Origin of the sequence: Variovorax sp. IB41, assembly GCF_016405905.1 — a bacterium.
In the GTDB taxonomy this organism is placed as follows: Bacteria; Pseudomonadota; Gammaproteobacteria; order Burkholderiales; family Burkholderiaceae_C; genus Variovorax.
Window position 1 is genome coordinate 211,980 of record NZ_JAEFCB010000004.1, and the last position, 16,803, is coordinate 228,782.

15 protein-coding genes are annotated in these 16,803 nt (G+C 68.6%); 3 read left to right on the forward strand and 12 right to left on the reverse strand.

Features of this window, described 5'->3' with window-relative positions; all coding sequences use genetic code 11:
- Window position 1: 1 nt before the first annotated feature.
- Both JC881_RS11275 and JC881_RS11280 read right to left on the reverse strand, forming a co-directional pair.
- Window positions 2-997 (reverse strand): Bug family tripartite tricarboxylate transporter substrate binding protein, encoded by a 996-nt coding sequence (locus tag JC881_RS11275; RefSeq protein ID WP_198785800.1) that lies wholly within the window; start codon window positions 995-997, stop codon window positions 2-4.
- 43 nt (window positions 998-1,040) lie between these two features.
- On the reverse strand, window positions 1,041-3,359 hold the full coding sequence (locus JC881_RS11280) for an acyl-CoA dehydrogenase (RefSeq protein WP_198785801.1): 2,319 nt from the start codon (window positions 3,357-3,359) through the stop codon (window positions 1,041-1,043).
- A gap of 106 nt (window positions 3,360-3,465) precedes the next feature.
- On the opposite strand from JC881_RS11280, the gene JC881_RS11285 reads away from it, so the two are divergent.
- From JC881_RS11285 to JC881_RS11295, 3 genes are read left to right on the forward strand one after another with little or no spacing between them, the layout of a single operon-like run.
- Window positions 3,466-4,251, forward strand: a complete 786-nt coding sequence (locus JC881_RS11285; protein ID WP_198785802.1) for a citryl-CoA lyase — start codon at window positions 3,466-3,468, stop codon at window positions 4,249-4,251.
- 14 nt (window positions 4,252-4,265) lie between these two features.
- Window positions 4,266-5,429 (forward strand): acyl-CoA dehydrogenase family protein, encoded by a 1,164-nt coding sequence (locus tag JC881_RS11290; RefSeq protein WP_198785803.1) that lies wholly within the window; start codon window positions 4,266-4,268, stop codon window positions 5,427-5,429.
- Window positions 5,430-5,442: 13 nt separating this feature from the next.
- On the forward strand, window positions 5,443-6,804 hold the full coding sequence (locus JC881_RS11295; RefSeq protein ID WP_198785804.1) for an MmgE/PrpD family protein: 1,362 nt from the start codon (window positions 5,443-5,445) through the stop codon (window positions 6,802-6,804).
- A 6-nt stretch (window positions 6,805-6,810) separates the two neighbouring features.
- On the opposite strand, the gene JC881_RS11300 is transcribed toward JC881_RS11295, so the two are convergent.
- From JC881_RS11300 to yaaA, 10 genes are all read right to left on the reverse strand, one after another.
- Window positions 6,811-7,518 (reverse strand): arylmalonate decarboxylase, encoded by a 708-nt coding sequence (locus JC881_RS11300; RefSeq protein ID WP_198785805.1) that lies wholly within the window; start codon window positions 7,516-7,518, stop codon window positions 6,811-6,813.
- Between the two features lie 298 nt (window positions 7,519-7,816).
- Window positions 7,817-8,833, reverse strand: a complete 1,017-nt coding sequence (locus JC881_RS11305) for a Bug family tripartite tricarboxylate transporter substrate binding protein (RefSeq protein WP_198785806.1) — start codon at window positions 8,831-8,833, stop codon at window positions 7,817-7,819.
- Between the two features lie 33 nt (window positions 8,834-8,866).
- Window positions 8,867-10,021: a mandelate racemase/muconate lactonizing enzyme family protein gene (locus tag JC881_RS11310; RefSeq protein WP_198785807.1), complete on the reverse strand. Its 1,155-nt coding sequence runs from the start codon at window positions 10,019-10,021 to the stop codon at window positions 8,867-8,869.
- Window positions 10,022-10,122: 101 nt separating this feature from the next.
- Window positions 10,123-11,010, reverse strand: coding sequence for a LysR family transcriptional regulator (locus tag JC881_RS11315; protein WP_198785808.1), 888 nt, complete (start codon window positions 11,008-11,010; stop codon window positions 10,123-10,125).
- Window positions 11,011-11,024: 14 nt separating this feature from the next.
- On the reverse strand, window positions 11,025-11,915 hold the full coding sequence (locus JC881_RS11320) for a LysR substrate-binding domain-containing protein (protein WP_198785809.1): 891 nt from the start codon (window positions 11,913-11,915) through the stop codon (window positions 11,025-11,027).
- Between the two features lie 87 nt (window positions 11,916-12,002).
- Complete coding sequence (locus JC881_RS11325; protein WP_198785810.1) at window positions 12,003-12,908, reverse strand: SDR family NAD(P)-dependent oxidoreductase; 906 nt, start codon at window positions 12,906-12,908, stop codon at window positions 12,003-12,005.
- 130 nt (window positions 12,909-13,038) lie between these two features.
- Complete coding sequence (gene queF, locus JC881_RS11330) at window positions 13,039-13,923, reverse strand: NADPH-dependent 7-cyano-7-deazaguanine reductase QueF (RefSeq protein ID WP_198785811.1); 885 nt, start codon at window positions 13,921-13,923, stop codon at window positions 13,039-13,041.
- Window positions 13,920-14,822: an alpha/beta fold hydrolase gene (locus JC881_RS11335; RefSeq protein WP_198785812.1), complete on the reverse strand. Its 903-nt coding sequence runs from the start codon at window positions 14,820-14,822 to the stop codon at window positions 13,920-13,922. The genes queF and JC881_RS11335 overlap by 4 nt, the downstream gene beginning before the upstream one ends.
- A 19-nt stretch (window positions 14,823-14,841) precedes the next feature.
- Entirely contained in the window at window positions 14,842-15,684 is an 843-nt protein-coding gene (locus tag JC881_RS11340) for a 2OG-Fe(II) oxygenase (protein ID WP_198785813.1), read from the reverse strand.
- A gap of 129 nt (window positions 15,685-15,813) precedes the next feature.
- Window positions 15,814-16,599 (reverse strand): peroxide stress protein YaaA, encoded by a 786-nt coding sequence (gene yaaA, locus JC881_RS11345; protein ID WP_198785814.1) that lies wholly within the window; start codon window positions 16,597-16,599, stop codon window positions 15,814-15,816.
- Between the last annotated feature and the right edge of the window lie 204 nt (window positions 16,600-16,803).

Sequence of the window (16,803 nt, forward strand, 5' to 3'; positions counted from 1 at the left end):
GCTACTCCGCCTCGATGCCCTTGGACGCGGTCGCCCAGAGCTTGCGGTCCGACTGCCCCTTGGTCGCGAGCACCTCGGCGCCGCCCGACCACACGTCGTAGCCTTGCTCCCGCAGCCGGTTCGCGATGTCTTCGCGCGCGAGCATCCTGTGCGCGGCGGCGTTGATGCGCGCGACCAGCGCAGGGTCCATGCGCGCCGGCCCGTAGAGGCCGAACCAGCCGCCCACGTCGTAGTCGGCCACGCCCGACTCGATCATCGTCGGCACGTCCGGCAGCATGCGGTTGCGCTGGCGCGAGGTGACGGCCAGCGCGCGCAGCCGCCCCGACTGGATGAAGGGCCGCGAGGTCGCGATGATGTCGAACATCATCGGCACCGTGCCCGCCATCACGTCGGCGAGCGCGGGCGCGCTGCCCTTGTAGGGCACGTGCGTGAGCTGCACGCCGGCCATCTTCTCCAGCAGCGCGCCGCTCAGGTGGTTGGAAGCGCCCACGCCCGCCGAGCCGTAGAAGAGCTTGCCGGGCTTGGCCTTCGCATAGGCCAGCAGCTCGGCCACGTTGCGCACCGGCAGGTCCTTGTTGACCACGAGCACGTTGGTGTAGTCCACCAGCGGCGCGATGGGCGCGAGGTCTTTCATCGGGTCGAACGGCATGCTGCGCTGCACGTTCGGGTTGATGGTGATGGTCGGGCTCGCGCCGAAGAACAGCATGGCGCCATCGGGCGGCGCCTTGGCGACCGCGTTGCCGCCGAGCGAGCCGGCGGCGCCAGGGCGGTTGTCCACGATCACCTGCGTGCCGAGCTCCTGGCCCAGCGCCGGTGCGAGCAGGCGCGCGGCGCCATCGACCGGCCCGCCCGCGGAGTAGCCGACGACGAGCTTGATGAGCGATGGCAGCGGCTGCTGTTGTTGTTGCGCAAAGACGCGCGCGGGCAGCATGGACAGCAATGCGCTGCCCGCCAGCGCGGCCACGGCGTGGCGCCGGGAGAGGTCGAGGGATTCCATGAGCGTTGTCTCCTGTTGTTTACTTCTTCGGCGCTCGCACCGCTCAGGCCGGCAGGTCCAGGACCTGCCGCGCGAGGATGTTGCGCTGGATCTCGTTGGTGCCGCCGTAGATCATTGCGGCGGTCGCGCCGATGAGCGGCGAGAGCACGTTGAAGGTCTGCCCGTCGAGCACCTGGTCCCCGGCGACCGCGCCCTGCTCTTCGCCGGCCTCGACCAGCAAGGCGCCGATGCGGTGGTAGGTCTCGCTCGCCCAGATCTTCAGGAGCGACACCGACGCGGGCAGCGGCTTGCCCGCGCGCACGATGTTCGCAAAGCTCGTGTAGGCGGCCGTGAGGTCGGCCACGTCGAGCCGCAGCGCCGCGAAACGCTGCGCGAACACCGGGTCCGCGAAGAGCCGCCGCGCCTCTGCGAGCCGCGCGAGCTGGCCGAGCGCGTACTGCGACTGCTTGGGGCTGCCGAGAAAGATGCGCTCGAAACCCAGCAGCGCCTTCGCGATCGTCCAGCCGCCATGCAGTTGGCCCACGAGGTTCTCCGCCGGCACGCGCACGTTGTCGAAGAACACCTCGCAGAACTCCGGCTCGCCCGCCAGCGTGTGGATCGGCCGCACCGTGATGCCCGGCGTGCGCAGGTCGCACAGGAGAAAGCTGATGCCCTCTTGCTTCCTGGCCGCCTTGTCGGTGCGCACGAGCATGAAGATGTGGTTGGCGTCCTGCGCCAGCGTGGTCCAGATCTTCTGGCCGTTGACGATGAAATGCTCGCCCTCTCCATCGCGGCCCGCGATCGCCTCGGTGCGCAGGCCCGCGAGGTCGGAGCCCGCATTGGGCTCCGAATAGCCCTGGCACCAGACGTGCTCGCCGCTCAGGATGCGCGGCAGGAAGCGCTGCTGCTGCGCGGGCGTGCCGTGCTGGATGAGCAGCGGCCCGATCATCACGATGCCCTGGTCGGGCGCGCGCGCCACGCCGTATTGCTCCAGCTCCTCGATCCACGCGATGAGCTTGTCGGCCGGCAGGCCCATGCCGCCGTGCGCCTCGGGCCACGCCGGGGCAATCCAGCCCTGCGCGGAGAGCGTGAGGTACCACTCGCGCATCTCGCTCCATCGCGCGCGGTGCGAGAGATAGCGCAGCTGCCGCGGATAGCGCTGCTGCAAGAAGCCGCGCACCATGCGGCGGAATTCGGCCTCGGGCATCGCGGCCCAGTCGGCGGTGCGGGGGAACTCGCCGGTCCATGCGATGGTGGCTGTCGTTGCTTCGCTCTCGCCTGCGAGCAGGCCATGCCGATGCTGGTGCGCGGTGACATTGCCCAGCCACGCCGAGAGGCACAGCACGCGCTTGTAGAACAGGCTCAGGTCGCACTCCTGCGTGTAGCCGATGGCGCCATGCAACTGCACCGACGTGCGCGAAGCCTGCAGCGCGGCGGCAGTGCAGCGCGCGTTGGCGCGGCTCGCCTCGGCTTCGAGCCGGTCCACCGGCAGCCCGGTGTTCGCCAGCGCCAGCACCTCGTTCAGCGTGGCCTGCGCCACTTCGAGGTGGATGAACATGTCGACGCAGCGGTGCTGCAGGGCCTGGAAGCTGCCGATGGGCTTGCCGAACTGCGAGCGCGTGCGCAGGTAGGCGAGCGTCTGCGCGAGCATCGCCCGCCCCGCGCCGAGAAGCTCGGCCGCCTGCAGGATCTGGCCGGCCACGAGCGCGTGGCGCAGTGCCTCCTGCGCGGCGGGGCCTTCGGCCAGCACCGCATCGGACGGCAGCGCGACCTGCTCGAAGCGCAAGCTTGACGCCTGCCCGCCATCGACCAGCGGCACCACGGTTTCGCTCACGCCTTCGGTGCCGCGTGGCACCCAGAGGATGACCGCATCGTCGTCGCCGCGCGCCGACACGAGCCAGCCGCTGGCGGCGGCGCCGGGCAGCACCATGAGCTTTTCGCCCTGCAGCAGCACGCTGCCGGCGCGCCGCTCGCAACCGCAGGCGAGGGGCACCGCGCTCAGGTCGCCCGCGCTCTCCTGCCATGCCAGCGCGGGCAGGCTGCGGCCCGCAATCAAGTCGCGGAGCAATGCACGGGCGGCGGGTGTGTCCAGCCGCGCGAGCAGCAGCGCGCTGAGGCCGGCCACCGCCAGCAGCGGCTCGGGCGCCGCGTGCTCGCCGGCGGCGCGCAGGATTTCTGCGGCGCCGTCGAGTTCCAGCCCCAGGCCGCCCGCGGACTCGGACGCGAGCATGCCCGTCCAGCCCAGCGCCGCGATCGCGCTCCAGCCCTGCGCTTCGCCGGCGTCGGGCTGCGCCATCAGCGCGCGCCGTCTTTGCGTGGCACGGCTGCGCACGAAGTAGTCGAGCGCCGCTTCGCGCATTGCCGAGAGTGATTCGAAGTCCATGGCCGCAGCGTGGCAGAAGAGGCCCTCGGAGGGCATTTGCATTTGCCGAAGGGAGGGTTTCGCAATCACGGAGCCGCCTCGCGCGAGACGGGACTAGATTCGGCGCATGACCACCAAGATCAAGAAATCCCTGCACACCGAGCTGGGCCACAGCACCCCCGACAGGATCACCGTGCGCGGGCGCGACCTGCCCTCGGAAATCCTCGGCCACCTGAACCTGGGCGACATGGCCTTCCTGGAGCTCACGGGGCGCATTCCGACGCCGCAGGAGTCCGTCACCTTCAACGCCATCGTCGTCACGCTGGTCGAGCACGGCGTGACGCCGAGCGCGCTGGCCGCGCGCCTCACTTATGCGGGCGCCCCCGAAGCGCTGCAGGCCGCGGTCGCCGCGGGGCTCTGCGGCCTCGGCAGCGTGTTCGTCGGCAGCACCGAAGGCGCCGCGAAGATGCTGTACGAAGCCATCCCCTTCGGCGAGAAGCCGACCCGCCCGCTGGCCGACATGGCGAAAGACATCGTGGCCGATTTCCGCGCACGCAAGCAGATCGTGCCGGGCCTGGGCCATCCGCTGCACAAGCCCATCGACCCGCGCACGCCACGGCTGTTCCAGATCGCGACGGAGAACGGTCTCTCGACCCACTACGTCGCGCTGATGCAGGCGGTGCAGGAAGAGGCCGAACGCGTCTCGGGCAAGTCGCTGCCGATCAATGCCACGGGTGCCGTCGGCGCGATCGCGGCGGAGTTCGGATTCCCCTGGAAGATCATTCGCGGCCTCGGCGTGATGGCGCGCGCCATTGGTCTCGTGGGCCACATCCTGGAGGAGATCGACGACCCGATGGCCATCGAGATCTGGCAGCGCGTGGAGAAGGAAGCCGGCGGCCCCCGCCAGGACTGAAAAAGCAACGACCGATGAACAACGCCAACGACAAGAACTACCCCGACATCCGCGACGCGGTGCGCGACCTGTGCGCGCAGTTCCCGAACGAATACTTCCGCAAGATCGACGAAGCCCGCGGCTACCCCGCCGAATTCGTCGATGCGCTCACCCAGGCCGGCTGGATGGCCGCGCTGATTCCGCAGGAATACGGCGGCTCGGGCCTCGGCCTCACCGAAGCCTCGGTGATCATGGAAGAAATCAACCGCTGCGGCGGCAACTCCGGCGCCTGCCACGGCCAGATGTACAACATGGGCACGCTGCTGCGCCATGGCAGCGAGGCGCAGAAGCGCGAGTACCTGCCGCGCATCGCGACGGGCGAACTGCGCCTGCAGTCGATGGGCGTGACCGAGCCCAGTACCGGCACCGACACCACCAAGATCAAGACCACCGCGGTGAAGAAGGGCGACCGCTACGTCATCAACGGGCAGAAGGTGTGGATCTCGCGCATCCAGCACTCGGACCTGATGATCCTTCTGGCGCGCACCACGCCGCTCGCGGACGTGAAGAAGAAATCCGAGGGCATGTCGATCTTCATCGTCGACCTGCGCGAAGCTACGGCCAAGGGCATGACGGTGCGGCCGATCCTCAACATGGTCAACCACGAGACCAACGAGCTGTTCTTCGAGAACCTGGAGATCCCGGCTGAGAACCTCATCGGCGTGGAAGGCCAGGGCTTCAAGTACATCCTGGACGGCCTCAACGCCGAGCGCACGCTGATCGCGGCCGAATGCATCGGCGACGGCTACTGGTTCATCGACAAGGTGACGGCGTACACGAACGAGCGCGTCGTCTTCGGCCGCCCCATCGGCCAGAACCAGGGCGTGCAGTTTCCGATTGCCGAGGCGTTCATCGAGATCGAAGCGGCGAACCTCATGCGCTACGAAGCATGCCGCCTGTTCGATGCGCACGAGCCCTGCGGCGCGCAGGCCAACATGGCGAAGTACCTCGCGGCCAAGGCGAGCTGGGAAGCGGCCAACGCGTGCCTGCAATTCCACGGCGGCTTCGGCTTCGCGTGCGAATACGACATCGAACGCAAGTTCCGCGAGACGCGGCTGTACCAGGTGGCGCCGATCTCGACCAACCTCATCCTGAGCTACGTCGCCGAACACATGCTCGGCCTGCCCCGCTCGTTCTGAAGGGACCGCACCCATGACCGATTCAACCCACCCCAGCAAGGTGCTCGCCACCTTCGCCGCCGAACTGAAGTTCGCGGACATTCCCGCGCCCGTGTTGCGCCGTACCGAAGACCTGATGCTCGACTGGCTCGGCTCCGTGCTCGCGGCGCGCACCGCGCGGCCGATACGCAGCATCGAGCGCTTCGCGCAGACGATGGGGCCCGCCGATGGACCGAGCGAAATACTGACGTCGCGCCGCACCAGCTCGCCGGTGTTCGCCGCGCTCGTCAACGCCGCGGCTTCGCACTTCGTGGAGCAGGACGACGTGCACAACGGCTCGGTGTTCCACCCCGCGGCCGTGGTCATCGCGCCCGCGCTCGCGGTGGCGCAGAGCATCGGCGCGAGCGGTGCGCAACTGCTGACTGCCGTCGTCGCGGGCTACGAAGTCGGCATCCGCGTCGGCGAATTTCTCGGGCGCTCGCACTACAAGATCTTCCACACCACGGCGACGGCCGGCACCATCGCCGCCGCCGCGGCAGTGGGTCGCCTGCTCGACCTCACGCCGCAGCAGATGCTGCATGCCTTCGGCTCGGCCGGAACGCAATCGGGTGGCGTCTGGGAATTTCTGCGCGACGCGGCCGATTCCAAGCAACTGCATTGCGCGCATGCGGCGGCGAGCGGCTTGATGTCGGCGTACCTTGCGCAGGATGGCTTCACCGGCGCCGCGAAGATCCTCGAAGGCGCGCAGGGCCTGGGCGTCGGCATGTCGAGCGATGCCGATCCCGCGAAGCTCACGGACGGTCTCGGCACCCGCTGGGCGCTCGCCGAGACCTCGTTCAAGTACCACGCTTCCTGCCGCCACACGCACCCCGCCGCCGATGCGCTGCTGCAGGTCATGACGCAGAACAAGCTCAAGCACGGCGACGTGGCGCGCGTGACCACGCATGTGCACCAGGGCGCCATCGACGTGCTGGGCCGCGTGACCGTGCCCGCGACAGTGCACCAAGGCAAGTTCTCGATGGGCACCGTGCTCGGCCTGATCGCGGTTCACGGCCGCGCTGGCCTGGGCGAATTCGACCGCGACTTTCTCGCGCCCGAAGTCGCGGGCTTTCGCGACAAGGTGGCGATGCAACTGGACACCGAAGTCGACACCGCCTACCCCGCGCGCTGGATCGGCAAGGTCAGCGTGGAAACCGCCGATGGCCGCACGCTGCAGGGCCGCGTGGACGAGCCCAAGGGCGATCCGGGCAACAGCCTGAGCCGCGCGGAAATCGAGGACAAGATGCAGCGCCTCGCGCACTACGGCGAAGGCGCCACGGCCGACGAGGCCAAGGCGATGTGCCAGCGCATCTGGCAGCTGGCCGATGCGCCGAAGGTCGGCCGCCTGCTCGGCTGAACGGGTTCAGGCGAACAGGCGCCCGTGGCCGGGCGAGCGCGCATCGAGCCCGGCCTTGCGCACGAGGTCCCAGAAGCCCGCGGGCGAGCTGGAGACCACGGGCACCTTCAGCAGCGTCTCGACCTCCCGCACCGCATCGAGCGTGACGAGGCCGCCGCAGGAAATCAGGACGCCGTCCGCGCCGGGCTGCGCCTCGAACACCTTCCGGCTCAGGTCCACCAGCACTTGGGTCGGCACGGTGCCGACCTCCTGCACATCGGAGATCGACAGGCCTTCGAGGGCCAGCGGCTCGAAGTCGTTCTGCTCCAGGTAGCGCCGCAAATGCACATTGACCTCGTCGATGTACGCCGTGGCCACCGCCACGCGCCGAACGTTCAGGCTGCGCAGCCCGGCGACGATCGCGTTGCTCATGGTGGTGCAGGGAAGTCCCGTGGCGCGCGCCATCTCCACTTCGAGTTGCCGGTTGAATGCGACGCCGCGAAAGAAGCTCAGCGACGTGCCCATGAGCGACACGGCGCTCACGCCATCGGCCTTGAGTTCGAGCGCCTTTCCGATCACTGAATCGATGACCTCGGTGTAGCCGCGCGTGGAGATTTCGCCGAGGCCAAGGCCTCTTGCGCTGAAGCGGATGCGGTTGCCGTATAGAAGCGGGCCGTCAACGGGTACTGCGCCGGCTGCGGGCGGGACGATCAGGCCGAGATGCGGTTGCGTCAATTCAGTGCCTCCACTTTGGCGTTGTGTTCAGGGCGAGTGCACAGGCCACCGGGTACTCCCCTCCGCGAATGTCCCCCGGCTTCGCCTCCTCCTTGATTTCGCTGCGGGGAGCACCCGATGCCCTGCGCACAGGGGCACGCTGTTGGTGTGCGGCCGATCAACGACCGCTGTTCATGACGAGCACGCCGATGGGGTGCCTTGCGCAGCGAAATCAAGGAGGAGGCCGCAGGCCGGGGGACATTCGCGGAGCAAGGTACCCCGTCGGCGGGATCGTGCCCTGAACGCAGCGACGCCACGACTAACTCCCCTCCGCAACGATGCGCTGCTCGGTGATGATGCGTTTCCACCGCACCGTTTCATCGGCCATGTCCTTGCCCAGCTGCGCTGGCGTCGAATAGGCCCGCAGCGTGCCCTGCGCAGCCGCCGCGGCGCCAGCCTCCGGCGTATCGAGCACCGTCTTCACCGCGGCCGAGAGCTTGTCGACGATGTCGTTCGGCGTGCCCGCCGGCGCGAGCACGAAGATGCGCGGCGCCACATCGAAGCCCGGCAGCGCATCGGCCAACGGCGCGACGCTCTCCGCGCCTTCGAGCTTCGCGTTGTTCATCAACGCCACCGCGCGCAGCTTGCCGGCCTTGGCCTGCGCCATCGCGGCCGTCGCGCTGACCACGCCGATGGGCACCTGCCCGCCGATCACGTCGGGCACGATCTGCGCGGCGCCCCGGTACGGCACATGCACCACGAAGGTCCCGGTGGATTGCTTGAGCATCTCGAAGCCCAGGTGCTGCACCGTGCCCACGCCCGAGGTGGCGAAGGAGAAACGCCCCGGGTTCGCCTTGAGCTGCGCGACCAACTCGGCCGGCGTCTTCGCGGGAAAGTCGTTGCCCGTGACGATCATCAACGGCGAGATGAACGCGCCCGCGACGGGCTTGAAGCTGGTGAGCGGATCGAGCGCGATCTTGGGTTGCAGCAGCTTGGCGATGAGCAACGCGCTGTCGCCCATCATCAGCGTGTAGCCGTCTGGCGCGGCCTTGGCAACGAGGTCGGCGGCGATGAGGCTGGTGGCGCCCGTGCGGTTCTCCACCAGCACCTGCTGGCCCAGCACCGTGGACAGGCGCGTGCCCAGCAGGCGCGCGACGGCATCGACGCCGCCGCCGGCCGAATAGCCAACGATCAGGCGGATGGGTTTGTCGGGGTATTTCTGCGCCCAGGCCGCGGGCACGGCGAGCGCGCCCGCAAGGCCCAGGGCCAGGGCCAGGGCCATTGCCGCGCGCAGCGCATGCCGGCGCGCGGGGCGGATCGCTTGTCTGGTGTTCATCGTGTCTCCGTTGTTCTTTGAATCGCTGCCAGCTCAGGCCTTGCCCTTGCCGTGCGAGGTCGGCAACTTCGCGAGTTCGCGCACGCGATCCGCATTCGGCGCGAAGCCAAGGCCCGGCGTCTCGGGCAGCGTGAGCCAGCCCTGGTCGGGCACGGGCAGTCCGTCGAAGATCTGCGCGAGCATCTTCACCGCCACGTAGTGGTACTCGACCAGCCCGCCGTTCGACACGCCCGCATGCAGGTGCATGTTGTGGAAGGGCCAGGCGCCGCCGTTGTCGATGGGCACGTTGAAGGCCTGCGCCATGCCCGCGATCTTCAGGCACTGCGAGTAGCCGCCCGAGATGGTCACGTTGGGTTGCAGCACGTCGGCCGCCTGGTTCACCAGCAGGTCGCGAAAGCGGAAGGCCAGGCCCTCGTTCTGGCCGCAGGCCAGCGGGATGCTGGTGCGCGCGCGCAGCTGCGCCATCTGGCGCACGTCGTTCTGCGTGAGCGGCTCCTCGAAGAAGCTGATGCCGTAGGGCTCGATGCGGCGCGCGAGCTCGGTGGCGTGGAAGAGATCCAGGCCGCAGTTGGCATCGACGTACAGCTTCACGTCGGGGCCGACGGCCTCGCGCACGGCCGCCACGCGGCGCACGTCTTCGGCGATGACTTCGTCGATGGGCCTCGGCTCGTCGCGGCGCGCGAGCGCGTGGCCGCCGACGGTCATCTTCAGGCGCTGGAAGCCCTGCGACACCCAGAGCTTCGCGGCGGCGGCGAGCTGGTCGCGCTCGAAGAAGCCGAAGCCGAAGGTGGCGTACACCGGCACCTTCGAACGCGCTCCGCCGAGCAGGCGCCACAGCGGCTGGCCGAGCGCCTTGGCCTTGAGGTCCCACAGCGCGATGTCGAGCGCGGCGATGGCGTGGCTCGCGTAGCCGGTCTGCCCGCGCGGCGAGAGCAGCCAGTAGAGCTTGTCCCAGAGGCGCTCGGTGGCCATGGGGTCTTCGCCGATCAACGCGGGGCCGGCCACTTCGCGCACGGCGGCGGCGATGACTTCTTCCTCGGTGATGGCGGTCATGCCGTGGCCGACGAGGCCGGTGTCGGTCTCGATCTCGGTGAGACAGAGCGAGAGCGAGGTCTGCTTGTTCAGGCCCAGCACGTCGATGGTGACGGGAATGTTCAGCGGCGTGGCGCTGACGCGAACGATCTTCAAGTTTGTCTCCTTGGGTGTGCACGCATCTTTGCGCGCGGTCCACCGGAGAACAATTCGTTTTTGGCGACTTCGAGCCTTCGCGCGGCGCGAAGGCTCATGGCTCAATCAGGCTGGCCGAGATGGGCCAGCACGGAGCGCGCGGCCACGGTGAGCTCCTGTTGCCTGCGCACGCACAGGAGGTGCCGGCGCATGGCCCACGGCGCGTCGAGCTTCAAGCAGCGCAGCTTCAGGATCTGCAGTTGCGACAGCACCGCGGCATAGGGCAGCACGCCGATGCCCACGCCCTGCTCCACCATGCGGCAGACCATGTCGAAGCTGCCCACCTGCATGCGCACCTTCAGCGGCACCTGCGCCTCGAGCGCGGCGCTCAGCAGCACGCGGTGCAACGCCGTGCCTTCGCGCACCACGATATGGTCGTGGCGCAAGACCTCGTCCACGCCGATGCGCTTGCGCCGCGCGAGCGGATGGTCGCGCGCGACGATCACCGCCAGCTCGTCGGTGCGGTACGGCAGGCATTCGAGGTTCTCGGCGGGGGTATTGCCCTCGATCACGCCGATGTCGGCCAGCCCCGCTTGCACCGCCTTCACCACCTCGGTGCTGGCGCGCTCCTGCAGGTCGATCTTGAGCACCGGGTGCAGCCGCAGGAACGAGCCGATCTGCGCCGGCAGGAACTGAGCGATGGTCGATGCATTGGCCGTGATGCTGACCACGCCCGCCACGCCGTTCTGGAAATCGTCGAGCTCGGCGCCGAGCCGGTCCATGGCCGAGAGCACCGCGCGCGCATGCAGCAGCAGCCCGTGCCCCGCCGAAGTGAGCGTGACGCCGCGCGCATGCCGCACCAGCAGCGGCAGCCGCGCGCGGGCTTCGAGGTCGGAGATGCGTTTGCTGGCCGCCGCGAGCGCGATGTGGCAGCGCTTGGCGCCTTCGCTGATGCTGCCGTGGTCGGCGATGGCCACGAAGAGGCGCAGCGATTTCGGGTCGGCCGACATGCGAAGGTGCGCGCTCAGGGCGCGACGAGATGATCGAACAATTCGCGCGCCGAGGCGGGCAACTGCTCCCGGTTGCGCGCGATGAGCTTGAGCTCGCGCTCGGCCCATGCATCGCTGAGCGCCACGGTCGCGATCCGCATCGCCATCGACAGGCGCTGCGCCGACGAGGCCGGCAGCACGCCGACGCCCACGCCCGCTTCGATCATCAGACAGATCGCCTCGAAGCTGCTGACCTGGATGCGCGGATTGAAACCGCGCCCCGCCAGCTCCGCGCGCCGCTGGAGAAAGCGATGGATCGCGCTGCCGTGGTGCAGGCCCACATGCTGCTCGTCGAGCGTGTCGGCAAAGGCCACCGACGGCGCGTCGGCCAGGTGGTGCGCCTTGGGCACCACCAGCACGAGCTGGTTGCTGCCGAACGCGCGCGCATCGAAATCGCCGGTGTGCACGTCGCCCGCGAGGATGCCAATGTCGGCCTCGCCGTCGGCCACCGCGCGCACGATTTCTTCGCTCAGGTATTCGCGCAGGTCCACCTGCACGGCCGGATGCTGCGTGAGAAAGCCCGCGAGCTTCTGCGGCAGGTATTCGGTGATCGAGGTGGTGTTGGCGAACACGCGGACATGGCCCTTGATGCCCTTGCCGAAGTCCTGCATGTCGCAGCGCAGGTGCTCCATCTGCTGCATCACGCGCTTGGCGTGATACAGCACCGCCTGTCCCGCGGCCGTGAGGCTCACGCCCTGGGCGCTGCGGTGCAGCAGCTTGCCGCCCACGGCCTCCTCCATCTGCTTGATGCGGGTGGAGGCCGCCGCCAGCGAGATGCAGGCCTTCTCGGCGCCGCGGGTGAGGCTGCGCGCATCCGCCACGTAGACGAACAGTTTCAGGTCGAACAGGTCGAAATGCAGGTTCACCGGGGAGGCACGAAGAGAGCGAAAGGAACGTCCATTGTCCGGCGAACGGCGCCGCCCGCACCCGCTTGCGGGTTTGTCCTCATGCGCTCAAACCGGGTCCCAGCTGAACACGTCGGCCGAGCGGTCCAGCGGATAGAAGCTCGCGCGCATCGCGGGCATGGCGTGCTCGGCGATGCTCTGCGGCGTCCAGCCTTCGGAGCGATGCACCGAGCGCACCGGCCGCGGCTGGCTGATGAGCGAAATTTCGTTGTTGCGCACCGAGAAGATCTGCCCGTTCACCGCGCTGGCCGCATCGCTCGCGAGATACACGGCGAGCGGCGCGACCTTGGCCGGCGTCATCTGCTTGATCTTGTCGACGCGGGCGCGCTGCTCGTCGGTGTCGGTGGGAATCGCGCCGATCATGCGGCTCCACGCGAAGGGCGCGATGCAGTTGGAGCGCACGTTGAACTTCAGCATGTCCAGCGCGATGGACTTCGACAGCGCCACGATGCCCAGCTTGGCCGCCGCGTAGTTGGCCTGCCCGAAGTTGCCGATGAGGCCCGAGGTGGATGTCATGTGCACCATCGCGCCGGCGTTCTGTTCCTTGAAGTGCGTGGCGGCCGCGCGGCTCACGTAGTAGGCGCCGTAGAGGTGCACCTTGAGCACCGCGTCCCACTCGTCCACCGACATCTTGTGAAAGAACCGGTCGCGCAGGATGCCCGCGTTGTTGACCACCGCGTCGATGCGGCCGAAGTGCTCGACGGCGCATTCGACGATGCGCGCGGCGCTCGCGGCATCGGCCACGCTGTCGGTGTTGGGCACGGCCTCGCCGCCCGCGGCGCGGATCTCGTCGACCACCTGCTGCGCGGGGCCTGCACTTCCGCCCACGCCATCGAGCGCCGCGCCGATGTCGTTGACCACCACCTTCGCGCCGTTCTTCGCCATGGCCAGCGCGATGTCGCGCCCGATGCCGCCGCCCGCGCCGGTGACGACGACCACTTTTCCTTCAACCATGTTTGTCTCTGCTCCGGATGTTCGTTCGACCGCGGGTTCGCGGGCTCGACCCAGAATGCCACAGGGCGCGCAGAGCGGCTTTCTGATTTCCGAAGAGGGGCTTCAGCCCCTGCTGGCCTTACTGCCGCGCTTATTGCCGCGCCGTGCGGATGTTCGCCGGCAGCGCCTGCGGCCAGCTCGTTCGGAACGGGTTGATGTCGAGGCCGCCGCGCCGCGTGTAGCGCGCATACACCGCGAGCTTGGTGGGTTTGCAGCGGCTCCAGATGTCCGTGAACATCCGCTCGGCGCACGGCTCGTGGAATTCGTTGTGATTGCGAAAGCTCACGATGTACGCGAGCAGGCCCGCCTGGTCGATCGGCGGGCCGCTGTAGCGGATCTGCACGCTGCCCCAATCGGGCTGGCCGGTGACGAGGCAGTTGCTTTTCAACAGGCGGCTGGTGAGGGTTTCGTTCACATGCACCTGCGTGGTGTCGCTCGTGAGCAGCTCGGGCGCGGGCTGGTAGTGGGTGCATTCGATGTCCAGGCGGTCCAGATCCAGGCCGTCGATCTCGTGCACCGGCTCGCGGTCGAAGAGGTCGGGCGTGAGCAGCTTCACGCCGATGCTGGCGGATTGGTCGCTGCCGCGCCACGCGGCTTCGGCCAGGTCGGTGCGCAGGTGCTCGCGCACGGCCTCGATGCTCGCGAAGGTGCTGTTGTTGAAGCTGTTCAGGTACAGCTTGAACGACTTGCTCTCGATGATGTTGGGCGTTTCGCAGGGAATGGTGAAGTGCGCGATGGCCAGCTGCGGCTTGCCGCGCGGGTTGAGCCAGCTCACCTCGAAGGCGGTCCAGAGGTCGGCGCCGAAGAAGGGCAGCGCGTCGCTCTTGATGCCCATGGCCTCGCGCTGCGTGGCGCGGGCAATGGGAAAGAGCAGCGACGGGTCGTACCTGTCGGCGTAGGCCGAGGCGCGGCCGAGCTGCGATTGCTCGGGGGTGTTGGGGTTGTGGGGGTTGTCGGGGTGGTTGTCGAGGCTCATGGCGTCTGGTCCTTGGCGTCCGCGGCATGGGCGAACGGCGCAATGTGGTTGGCGAGGATGGTGCAGACCTCGGGCGGCAGGTCGTGGCCCATGCCGGGCACGGGGACGAAGGTCGCGCCCGGAATGCGCGCGGCCGAATCCTTGCCGCAGGCGATGGGCACGAGCGCATCGGCGTCGCCGTGCAACACCAGCGTCGGGCGCCGGATGCGCGCGAGCACCTGGGGGCGGTCGTCGTCGGCGCCGATAGCGAGCATCTGCCGCATCAGCCCCGCGGGGTGGTAGGCGCGGCGCATGCTGAAGGTCAGGCGCTCGGCCAGCTCTTGGTCGGTCTGCGGATAGGCCGGGCTCTGGATCAGCCGCAGCAGCCGGATGCTGTGCGCGACGAGTTCGGCCTCACCCTTGCCCAGCGGCCGCCTCATGAGCATGGCGCCCACTTCGCGGCGCGGGCCGGGCAGGCCGCGCGCGCCGCTCGAACTCATGATGCTCACGAGGCTGGCGGTGCGCTCGGGCGCCGTGGCGGCCAGGCGCTGCGCGATCATGCCGCCCATCGAGGCACCGACGATGTGGGCGCGCGCGATACCCAGCGCATCGAGCACGCCGATCGAATCGTGCGTCATGTCCTGCAGCGTGTACGCCGAGCGCACCTTCAGGCCGAGGCGGTGGCGGATGGTTTCCCACACGATGTTGCGCACGCCCGCGTGGTCGAAGCCTTGGCTCAGGCCGATGTCGCGGTTGTCGTGGCGCACCACGCGAAAGCCCTTGTCGACCAGCTGCTGCACGAAGGCGGTGGGCCATGCGACCAGCTGCATGCCCAGGCCCATGATGAGCAGGATGACGGGGCGCCCTTCGCCCCCGGTGTCGTCGACCTCGATCTGCAGCCCGTTGGCGGTGACTTTCATCGATGCCCTGTCATTGGAGTCATTTGAATTCGCGCTCGCGCAGCCACTTGGTGGCGACCCATTTCTCGCCCGCGAGCACCGGCGCGCCGCCGTGCAGCGTGCGGGTGACCGGGTCGGGCCGGTCGTAGGTGAAGAAGACGCCGGTGCCGCGCACGGGCGCCACTTCGAGGCCGACGTCGGGGAAGGTGGTGGCGCCGCCCTGCTCGGGCTCCTGCAGGTACATCACGAGCGTGGCCACGCGCTGGCCGCCGCGCTTGAGGATGGTGGGCGTGCCGGGCTCGTTCGGGTCGAAGTAGTCGTAGTGCGGGCGGTACTGCGCGCCGGGCGCATAGCGCAGGATCTGCAGGCCCTCGCCGTATTCGAGCGGCCAGCGCAGCAGCGTGGCCAGGCGCTGTTCGAGCCGCCCGACGATCTCGTTCTCGCCGCGCTCGAAGAACATGCCGTCGCTGGTGCGGTCGACGTTGAGCACCTCGCCGCCGGTGCGCGTTTCCACGGTGAGCGAGCGCGCGAGCCGCACGCGCGCCGCGGCGATCAGCCCTTCGCATTCCTCGGCCGACAGCAGGTTGCCGAAGACGATGACGCGCGGATGCCGCATCGTCTGCAGCACCTGCACCTGGCGGTCGCCGGCATCCAGGTACAGCGGCGCGCCATCGAGATCGGGGCCGGGCATCTCGGTGCGCGCGGGCGGCGGCACCACCTCGACATTCGGGAAGCCGGCCTCCAGCTGGGCCAGCGCCACGTCGGTGGCCGTATCGTGCCAGCCGGCCGCGCGCATCGACGCACGCAGCGCAGGCACCGAGTGACCGGCCGCCAGCTGGGCCACCAGCCATTCGCGCAGCTCCGGACTGATCGGTTGGGACATCTCAGCATTCCTCCATCGAATCCCACGAACCCATTCGAGAAACACCGCGGAACCGGCTTTGCCGGGCCGCTGGCGTTGCCCCCTGCAAGGGGGTTGGCGAAGCGACACGAAGTGCGCGAAGACTGGGGGTCACTCCAGTTTCCTCCTGAACACCAGCCTTTCGGCTGTCGATACGCTCGCGTCGAAACCATAACCTTCGAGATCGAATTTTTCCAGCGCCTTGGGCGTGGCCGCCTTGTGCTGCACGGCCCAGCGGGCCAGCAGGCCGCGGGCGCGCTTGGCGAAGAAGCTCACGATCTTGTACTTGTCGCCCTTCCACTCCTGGAACACGCATTCGACCACGCGCGCCTTGAGCACCTTGCGGTCGACCGACTTGAAGTATTCCTGCGAGGCCACGTTGACGACCACCGGCGTGCGGTCGGCCGCCAGGCGCTCGTTCAGGTGCTCGGCGATGCGCGAGCCCCAGAAGGCGTACAGGTCCTTGCCGTGGCGGTTGGCCAGCTGGGTGCCCATTTCGAGGCGGTAGGGCTGCAGGCGGTCGAGCGGGCGCAGCAGGCCGTAGAGGCCGCTGAGGATGCAGACGTGGTCTTGCGCCCAGGCCAGTTGCGCGGGCGTGAAGCTGCGGGCGTCGAGGCCGCCGTAGACGTCGCCGTCGAAGGCGAAGGCGGCCTGGCGCGCGTTCTTCGCGGTGCTCTTGGCCGACCAGGCCTCGTAGCGCGCCGCGTTGAGGGCCGAGAGCTTGTCCGAGAGGTTCATCAGCTCGGAGATTTCGAGCGGCGACTTCTCGCGCAGGATCTTGATGAGCTCGGTCGAGGGGCCGCGGGAGCTTTCGAAATGGGGTTGGGTGGCAGGGACTTCAGGAGGAACCGGAGTGTCGTAGTCGAGCGACTTTGCAGGGGAAAGCAAGAAGAGCATCCCGGAATTATGGAATAGGCCCACCCCCAGTCTTCGCGCACTTCGTGTCGCTTCGCCAACCCCCTTGCACGGGGCAACGCCAGCGGCCCGGCAAAGCCGGTTCCGCGGCGTTCCCGGAAGAGAGGGCGCCGCCGGTAAAATCGCGGGCTATCTCCCTTGTCCCCACGCGGCGCCCCCAAGGCGCCGTTCTGCACTTCCCTGCAT